This is a genomic window from Shinella sp. JR1-6, assembly GCF_004284735.1.
Classification (GTDB): Bacteria; Pseudomonadota; Alphaproteobacteria; order Rhizobiales; family Rhizobiaceae; genus Shinella.
Window position 1 is genome coordinate 1 of the sequence record NZ_SHMI01000068.1, and the last position, 7,843, is coordinate 7,843.

8 protein-coding genes are annotated in these 7,843 nt (G+C 58.9%); 2 read left to right on the forward strand and 6 right to left on the reverse strand.

Features of this window, described 5'->3' with window-relative positions; all coding sequences use genetic code 11:
- Positions 1-79: 79 nt before the first annotated feature.
- The 3 genes from EXZ48_RS33665 to EXZ48_RS33675 form a co-directional block, all read right to left on the reverse strand.
- Positions 80-1,510, reverse strand: coding sequence for an aldehyde dehydrogenase family protein (locus EXZ48_RS33665; RefSeq protein WP_130521387.1), 1,431 nt, complete (start codon positions 1,508-1,510; stop codon positions 80-82).
- 200 nt (positions 1,511-1,710) lie between these two features.
- Entirely contained in the window at positions 1,711-2,400 is a 690-nt protein-coding gene (locus tag EXZ48_RS33670; protein WP_130521389.1) for a glutathione S-transferase family protein, read from the reverse strand.
- Positions 2,401-2,412: 12 nt separating this feature from the next.
- On the reverse strand, positions 2,413-4,065 hold the full coding sequence (locus tag EXZ48_RS33675; RefSeq protein ID WP_207900593.1) for an FAD-binding oxidoreductase: 1,653 nt from the start codon (positions 4,063-4,065) through the stop codon (positions 2,413-2,415).
- Between the two features lie 202 nt (positions 4,066-4,267).
- On the opposite strand from EXZ48_RS33675, the gene EXZ48_RS36030 reads away from it, so the two are divergent.
- Both EXZ48_RS36030 and tnpB read left to right on the forward strand, forming a co-directional pair.
- Complete coding sequence (locus EXZ48_RS36030; RefSeq protein ID WP_130521397.1) at positions 4,268-4,675, forward strand: transposase; 408 nt, start codon at positions 4,268-4,270, stop codon at positions 4,673-4,675.
- A 62-nt stretch (positions 4,676-4,737) separates the two neighbouring features.
- Positions 4,738-5,004, forward strand: a complete 267-nt coding sequence (tnpB, locus tag EXZ48_RS36035) for an IS66 family insertion sequence element accessory protein TnpB (protein WP_371687692.1) — start codon at positions 4,738-4,740, stop codon at positions 5,002-5,004.
- Here tnpB and EXZ48_RS33690 read toward each other — a convergent pair.
- From EXZ48_RS33690 to EXZ48_RS35710, 3 genes are all read right to left on the reverse strand, one after another.
- The gene (locus EXZ48_RS33690) at positions 4,912-5,988 is read right to left on the reverse strand and encodes a hypothetical protein (RefSeq protein WP_245462428.1); all 1,077 of its coding nucleotides are present in this window, start codon (positions 5,986-5,988) and stop codon (positions 4,912-4,914) included. The two genes, tnpB and EXZ48_RS33690, sit on opposite strands and share 93 nt — an antisense overlap.
- Before the next feature lie 446 nt (positions 5,989-6,434).
- Positions 6,435-7,418, reverse strand: coding sequence for an IS110 family transposase (locus EXZ48_RS33695; protein WP_245462429.1), 984 nt, complete (start codon positions 7,416-7,418; stop codon positions 6,435-6,437).
- Positions 7,312-7,788 carry a recombinase family protein gene (locus tag EXZ48_RS35710; protein WP_256370938.1) on the reverse strand — a complete coding sequence of 159 codons (477 nt, stop codon included), beginning with the start codon at positions 7,786-7,788 and terminating at the stop codon, positions 7,312-7,314. Before EXZ48_RS35710 ends, EXZ48_RS33695 begins: the two co-directional genes overlap by 107 nt.
- Between the last annotated feature and the right edge of the window lie 55 nt (positions 7,789-7,843).

Sequence of the window (7,843 nt, forward strand, 5' to 3'; positions counted from 1 at the left end):
ATCGCTTGGTCGACCGCTGCCTGAAACACGGACACAAATCCTCGCCGCGAATTGCGACAGGTTAAGGCGACGCCATCCCTCAGGCGAGTGTATAGGCGGTCTTGACGGTGGTGTAGAACTCGGCGGCATAGCGACCCTGTTCACGCGGGCCGTAGGACGAGCCCTTGCGGCCGCCGAAGGGCACGTGGAAATCGACGCCGGCCGTCGGCAGGTTGACCATGACCATACCGGCTTCCGAGTTGCGCTTGAAATGGGTCGCATGCTTGAGGCTCGTCGTGGCGATGCCGGACGAAAGCCCGAAGCTGGTATCGTTGGCGACGGCCAGCGCCTCGTCGTAATCCTTCACGCGGATGACGGCGGCGACCGGGCCGAAGATTTCCTCGCGCGCGATGCGCATGTCGTTGGTTGCCTCAGTGAAGAGGGCGGGCGAAAGATAGAAGCCGGGCGCCTCCCGTTCCAGCCTTTCGCCGCCGAATGCCAGCCTTGCGCCTTCCGAGCGGCCGATGTCGATATAATCGGCATCCTGCTTCAACTGGCTTTCGTCGACGACGGGGCCGATATGGGTGCCGGCCTTGAGGGCGTCATCGATGACGAGGCCCCTCAGGCGGTCCGTCAACGCGGCGACGAAACGGTCGTGAATGCCCTCGGTGACGATCAGGCGCGAGGACGCGGTGCAGCGCTGGCCGGTCGAGAAGAAGGACGAATTGGCGGCCGCCTCGACGGCGACGGCAAGATCGGCATCATCGAGCACGACGAAGGGGTTCTTGCCGCCCATTTCGAGCTGGAATTTGCGATTGTGCTCGACCGAGGCGAGCGCGACCCGCTTGCCCGTGCCGACGGAACCGGTGAAGGTCAGCGCGTTGACGTCGGGACTGTCGAGCAGCGTCTGGCCGACGACGCTGCCGCGACCCATGACGAGATTGACGACGCCGGCCGGCGTGCCCGCACGGTGGAGGATATCGACGAGCGCCCAGGCGGAGCCCGGCACGAGATCGGCGGGCTTCAGGACGACCGTGTTGCCGTAGGCGAGCGCGGGCGCGATCTTCCAGGCGGGAATGGCGATCGGAAAATTCCAGGGCGTGATGATGCCGACGACGCCGACGGCCTCGCGGGTGATCTCGACGCCGATATTCGGACGCACCGAGGGCAGCACCTCGCCGGAAAGCCGCAGGGTTTCGCCGGCGAAGAAATCGAAGATCTGGCCGGCGCGGGTGACTTCGCCGATGGCTTCCGGCAGCGTCTTGCCCTCTTCGCGGGCAAGCAGGCAGCCAAGCTCCTCCTTGCGGGCGAGGATTTCGTCGCCGGCCTTTTTCAGGATTGCATGGCGTTCCAAGATGCCGGAACGGGACCAGGCGGGCAGCGTGGCCCTGGCGGCGGCGATGGCGGCCTTCGTATCCTCGGCGCTGGCGCGGGCATAGTTGCCGACGACGTCGTTTGTGTTGGAAGGATTGATGTTCGCCGAAGCGTCGCCGGAGACCCATTCGCCGGCAATGAAGTTTCTGTGCAGCATCGTCGTTTCCATTCGCTTCGTTTTGACCATGACATGGGCGTACCGTAAGAGCCTCAACGCACAGTTGGCATCCCACTCGTTGAGGGAGCAAGGCTCGGTAAGTATCCACCAAACTGGATCAATCCCGCACTGAACACGGCAGGGCAGAGAAATAATTCATCCCATCAGCACCCGATCAGGAAGGGACTTCGGCGCGATCGTTACGATTTCCCATTTTTCCCGAACATGTTCTTCCATGCTTCTGTACCCGATTTCGCTTCCCACTTCTTGTTGTCGGACAGCGTGTCTATTCCCGTCTGAACGCCAGGACGATCTTTGATCGCTTGGTACCATCGATTGATACTCGGATAATCCGACAAGTCGCGACGATGCATTTTTCGGGTGCGGATCCAGGGAAACGTGCTTATGTCAGCAATTGAATATTCGCCAGCTAGGTATTCGTAGGCGCTCAGGCGGCGCTCGATAATGTCGTATATCCGGCCGACTTCTCGGTCATAACGTTCGATCGCGTAGTCGATCTTCTCGCTCGCATAGACCATGAAATGGTGTGCCTGCCCCAGCATTGGGCCCATCGTCGTATTCTGGAAGATGAGCCACTTCAACGCCTCATAGCGCCCCTCGGAATCCTGAGGGAGGAACTTCCCCGTTTTTTCAGAAAGATAGATCAGGATGGCAGCGGATTCAAAAACCGAATAAGGCTTATTGTGCGGGCCATCGTGATCCACGATGGCCGGCACCTTGTTGTTGGGATTGATCTTCAGGAACTCCGGCCTGAACTGCTCTCCCGCGGTTATGTCGACTGGAATGACGCGATATTGGAGATCCAACTCGGCGAGCATAATAGCGGCCTTGTAGCCGTTGGGAGTGGGCCAGAAGTACAGATCAATCATTGTTAAATATCCCTATCCGACGATCTTCGCCTGTGCCGGCTTGTCAATGAGAAGCCCGGGATTCATGATCCAGTTGGGGTCGAGTTCGTTCTTGGCGGCGGTCAGCACGCGACGGAACAGCGGATCAACTTCCTTATCGTACCAGGGGCGGAACGACCTGCCGACAGCATGGTGGTGCGTGCAGGTCGCGCCGAGCTCAATTAACGCATCCGACGCCACGCTGTGGAGCATCGAATAGGCTTCAAGGCTGTTGTCATGCGTCGATGGCGCCATGATCGAGTAGTACGGAGCTGGGCCATCGGGATACAGGAAGGAGAATCTGCGGCAGACGATACCGCCGCCGAGATGCTGCCGCTGTGCCTCTCGGACACGGCGCATGATCTCGGTATCGACTTCCTCGAACTTGTCCCAGGTATAGGCGGTCTCGAAGGTGAAGCTGACGATCCCCATCGCTGCACGCGTATGCATCAGCCGGGGCAGATACCTGAACTGATGCCGCCAATTGCCTTGCGGTCCACTGCGGCTCGTCTCCAGCGCATTGTCCGACGTCCCAGCACGCTGCTTCACGGTGCCGCCGAAGTCGCCGCAGATTTCCAGACCACGCTCCAGCCATGCATCCACCGGATGATCGGCGGATTCAAAACCCAGCAGCAGGACCGAATCGGTGCCGTCTCCCGCGCCGTAGAACTTGGCGTCCTGTTCGTCGAGATAGCGGCAATTGGCCGGAAACAGCCCCGCCTGGGTGATCTGCCGGACAGCCTTGGCGCCCTCGTAGAAGGTCTTGAACGAAATCGACGCATTCGCGCGGAATTTTACGCGCCCCTGAAGGCGCATCCAAGCATCAGTGATGATGCCCATCGTACCTTCCGAGCCGATGAACAAGCGATCAGGATTGGGGCCTGCGCCCGAGCCGGGCAGCCGGCGGTTCTCCAACGTGCCCGCGGGCGTAACCACGCGCAGGCTCTCCACCATATCGTCGATATGTGTGAGATGGGTCGCATAGTGACCGGACGACCGCGTCGCGATCCAGCCCCCCAGCGACGAGAACTCCCACGATTGCGGGATATGGCGCAGGGTGAGACCGTGCGGCTTCAACTGCTCCTCGAGCGCCGGCCCGAGAATGCCCGCCTGTATCCGCGCGCAGCGCGACACAGGGTCGATTTCGAGAATCTGGTTGAGGTTGCCTAAATCGATAACGACGACACCCGGATAGGCGTCGCGCTCTGGCGCCCAGAAGCCACCTGTAACGCTCGATCCGCCGCCGAAGGGTATGCAAGCGTAGCCGTTCTCGCCACACCAGTCAAATACGGCAGCGACATCTTCCTCATCGCGCGGATAGGCAACGACGTCTGGCGCCCTGCCGAATTCGCGCCGGTAGATGAGGACCATGTCCTTGAAGCCCTTGCCATAAGTATGGGCTATTCTGTCCCATTTCTCGGACGTGCAGAAATCCTCTAGTGTCCTTGGGATCCTTATGCGCGACGGGTGAAGCTGAATCTCGTCGACGGTCGGGTCCGAAAGGACTTTGATGTCCTTAATGCCGAGCCGTTGCTCCACACGCTCGCGCATGACCTGGATTTCGTCCTGAGAATTATCCTCATCCTCGTAACCCCACGTCCAGAATTTCCTGCGCTTTCCATAGTAGCCGCTCTTTTCCTTAGCCACGACGCACCCTCCTTTGATCCTTGGGCCTCCAACCATCCAGGTGCATATATCGCGGAAGCACCTCGATTTGGTTCTACCAAATTGGCATATCCAAACTGTCCGGTCAATGGCCGCGAGAGCGGAGCGGAGTGCTGCCTGGAACGTATCCCTCCGCCAAAGGCCGTCTGCCCCGATTTGCTGATTGGCTTTAAGTGCATGCCTTATGTCATGCGCTACAATCATTTCGCCCATTGAGCTCTTGTCCGCCGATGATCTTGGTCGCCGACGGGATTGGTCGGATGAAGAGAAGGTTCGGATCGTCGAGGAGAGCCTGCAAGGCTTTCGGCAGGGCTCGGTGACGGCGCGGCGTTATGGATTGTCGCGGTCACTGTTGACCCGTTGGCGTCGGGAATACCGAAGCGGGCTTCTGAACGTTTCCGCGTCAACGGGCTTCGTGCCGCTTGCGATTTCGCCACCGCCGGCTGCATCTTTCGAGATGGCCTCACCACCACTGCCTGAAGACGACAGGATGATCGAGATCGGCCTGCCGAACGGCCGACGGCTGACGATCCCGGCCTCGCTTGATCCGACCATCCTTGCCCGGCTGTTGCCGGTCCTGGACGCGTCATGATCGCCTTTCCGGCTGGGGTGAAGGTATGGATCGCGGGTGGTGTGACGGACATGCGCTGCGGCATGAACAGCCTGGCGCTGAAGGTGCAACAGGGTCTTGGCCGCGATCCTCATGGCGGCGAAGTCTTCTGCTTCCGGGGTCGCAAAGGTGATCTGATCAAGGTTCTGTGGCACGACGGGATCGGCATGTCGCTTTACCTGAACGATCTGCATTCATACTGCATCTCTCTTTCGGGTTCAGTTGAAGGTTTTGGCGTGTCTGGCATTTTCCTTATGGGCGGCGACGCGATCGACGAGCTGGTTCCACCGACTGCATTGCTTTTGCGGTAAATCTGTCTTCGGAAGCTCGTACAGGTGGTAGTGTCCGTTGTAGGCATGGCTGGTGACGAGGCCATGTTCAGCCCATCTGGCGAGGGTATGCTCATGGATATTGAGGTGTGCAGCCGCCTCCTTCATTGTCAACATCCCACGATCCCGGAGCCGGTCATAGCGTGATCTCAGCTTGTACTCGCGAACAAGATAGGTGACGCGTTTGGTTGTGAAGCGGGCGTTGCGCTGGTCACGGCGCGTCACCGAGCCCGGACGGTATCCCTGATTGTTGAGAATCTCTGCGATCTCGGAAAAAATATGCTCGTCGAGCAGTTTATCGATCAGCACGATGATGTCGGGGTTCGTCTTGACCTGCTGGCTGGGCGATCTTGGGCTGATGGTGACGAGTGTCTGGGTTTTGCCGCCTTTGAAGCGAATATGAGCCTTGGTTGTGCCTCTCTTCGGTAGTTTGAGGAGAGTGACGTCCTCAATGATGTGGGCAAGCAAGCGCTTTCGTTCGCGGTTCGGGGTCTCTGGGTTGGTCCAGAGTTTTTTGAAGTCTGCCGTCATTGCGACCAACCGCTCGTGGACGGCCTTATCGAGGATGAATTGATCGTGCTCCCGGCCGCGCTCGCGCTCTTCGCGGGCATTGGCCAAAATGCGGAGCTTCTCGTTCCATTCCCCTTCGAGCGTGTCGGCGACGAGGCGGTTATTGGGATCGACGAGCCTGAAACGGCGCTGGGCGAGATCGGCCTCCGTTTGGGCACGCTCGATTGCGCGACAGCGCAGCCGGTCCGCCTCTTCATGTCGCGCTTCGATCTCTTTGCGGACTTCGATCGCCAGTTCGATGGCTGCCGGCGTCATCTGCTCGGCGATCAGCATACCGATGGCTTCATCAACAGGAGGTGCAGCGATTGCCTGGCATAGGGGTTCACCGCGATTGGTACGGGCGCGATCACAAACGTACCAGGCTTCCTGCCGACCACGTCGGGCAGCGTAGCGCATGTGAAAATGCCTGCCGCATTGCCCACACACGGCGCGCCCCTGCAGCAGCGCCGGGCCTTCCCGCGGAGGTGATGCGACTGCCGCGTTCCATTTATGGCAGATGTTCGACTTCAGAATCCTCAGGTTCTCCTGATGTTGCTCCCATATGTGGACGGCTCCCACTTGCAAGTGTTTTCTGCAGATATATTTTGATCGGATCGCTTGCTTCCATATGTGCGGCCTTTGGGTGTGGCCGCACATGACCACTGGCCAAGATGGTTTCCGCGACACGTGTTCCAAACAACTGATCGACCTTTTAAAGGCCATTGGGAGCAGCGGAGTTTCACGCATCTGGGATCGATCGATCGCACCATCTGCTGTTCTCTTGCAAGTTCACAGCATCAGCTCAACACGGTAGCATTTATTCTGTGCGCGCCGTGATGGCCAATCTCTCTTACGCCTCAATCTCATGCGGCTTGCGGCCGGTCTTGTGTGCCGCGGTATGCTTCACCGCTCACCATTAGCTTCCAGGCGATCCGGGCGATCTTGTTGGCCAATGCCACCGCGACTAGCTTTGGCTTCTTTCTCTGTAAGAGCCCGAGAAGCCATGGAGAGGCGTGCCTGCTTCGGCCTACTCTGGTGTGTTGAAGAAGCGCAGTCGCGCCAACCACCAGTACGCTTCGCAGCATTTCATCGCCAGCGCGGGTGATGACGCCAAGCCTGACCTTTCCGGCAGTCGAATGATCTTTCGGTGTCAGACCGATCCAGGCGGCAAAATCACGCCCCGATTTAAACATCCGTGGGTCCGGAGCCTTCATCAAAAGAAGTGACGCTCCAATCGGGCCGACACCGGGAATCTCCGCCAGGCGCTTGCTGCATTCATCACAACGATGCAAAGCTGTGAGCTTTTCCTCCACGGCTTTGATCTCGGCAAGCAGATCGCGATATTCGTCACCGTGCATGACGAAGAGCTCGCGGGCCAGCTCTGGCAGTGACTGATCCGTGGCAATGCGTTCCAATAACGGTTCGATCCGGCACATGCCCCTGGCGGCGACGACGCCGAACTCCATGGCAAAACCGCGAATGGCATTGGCGAGCTGCGTGCGGTTGCGTATTAACCTTTCTCGCATACCGACCAGCATCAAGGCGGCCTGTTGCTCTGCTGTCTTCACCGGCACGAAACGCATGGTGGGCCGGCTCATCGCCTCACACAAGGCCTCTGCATCTGCTGCATCGTTCTTGCCGCGCTTGACATAAGGCTTGGCCAATTGCGGCGCGATCAATTTCACTTCGTGGCCGAGCGAGCTCAGCAATCTTGCCCAGTGGTGAGAGCCGCCGCACGCTTCAAGCGCGATGGTGGTCGGCGCTGCCTTCTCGAAGAACTTCATCATTTCCTTGCGCGAGAGCTTCTTGCGCAGGACTGGTTGCTCGGCTGCGTTCACGCCATGCAGTTGGAATACACTCTTTGACGTATCGATACCAATTCGGATAATCTGCTCCACGGACGGTCTCCCTCGATTGAGATTTCAACGAACTCATTCTGGCACATCGCGATGCCGTTGGGAGCCGTCCAACCCAACAACTGATGTATCCGGGGTGGGCATCTGGAATGCATGCCGTCCAATCATCATGATCCTGTTTGCGCACGAGCTTTTTGCCATCGATGGTTCGTCGATAGCGACGGCGGCCATAGGCATAGGTTCCGGCATAACGTGGATTGTGCAGCACGCGCATCGCCGTCGAAGGCGTCAGTGGCCGAAAAACCGTCTGGCTGTCGTGCAGGCGTGAGGGAAAGAGAAGTAACCGCGATTTTTGGGTCACCTATGAATCGGGGGAGCGCTTAGGCAGGTTGTGTCCACAAGCAACGTAATGGACA

Coding starts and splice junctions, on each gene's coding strand:
- EXZ48_RS33690 (WP_245462428.1), bottom strand. CDS start 5,988: ATGCGCTACGCTGCCCGACGTGGTCGGCAGGAAGCCTGGTACGTTTGT.
- EXZ48_RS33665 (WP_130521387.1), bottom strand. CDS start 1,510: ATGCTGCACAGAAACTTCATTGCCGGCGAATGGGTCTCCGGCGACGCT.
- EXZ48_RS36030 (WP_130521397.1), top strand. CDS start 4,268: ATGTCATGCGCTACAATCATTTCGCCCATTGAGCTCTTGTCCGCCGAT.
- EXZ48_RS33670 (WP_130521389.1), bottom strand. CDS start 2,400: ATGATTGATCTGTACTTCTGGCCCACTCCCAACGGCTACAAGGCCGCT.
- tnpB (WP_371687692.1), top strand. CDS start 4,738: ATGAACAGCCTGGCGCTGAAGGTGCAACAGGGTCTTGGCCGCGATCCT.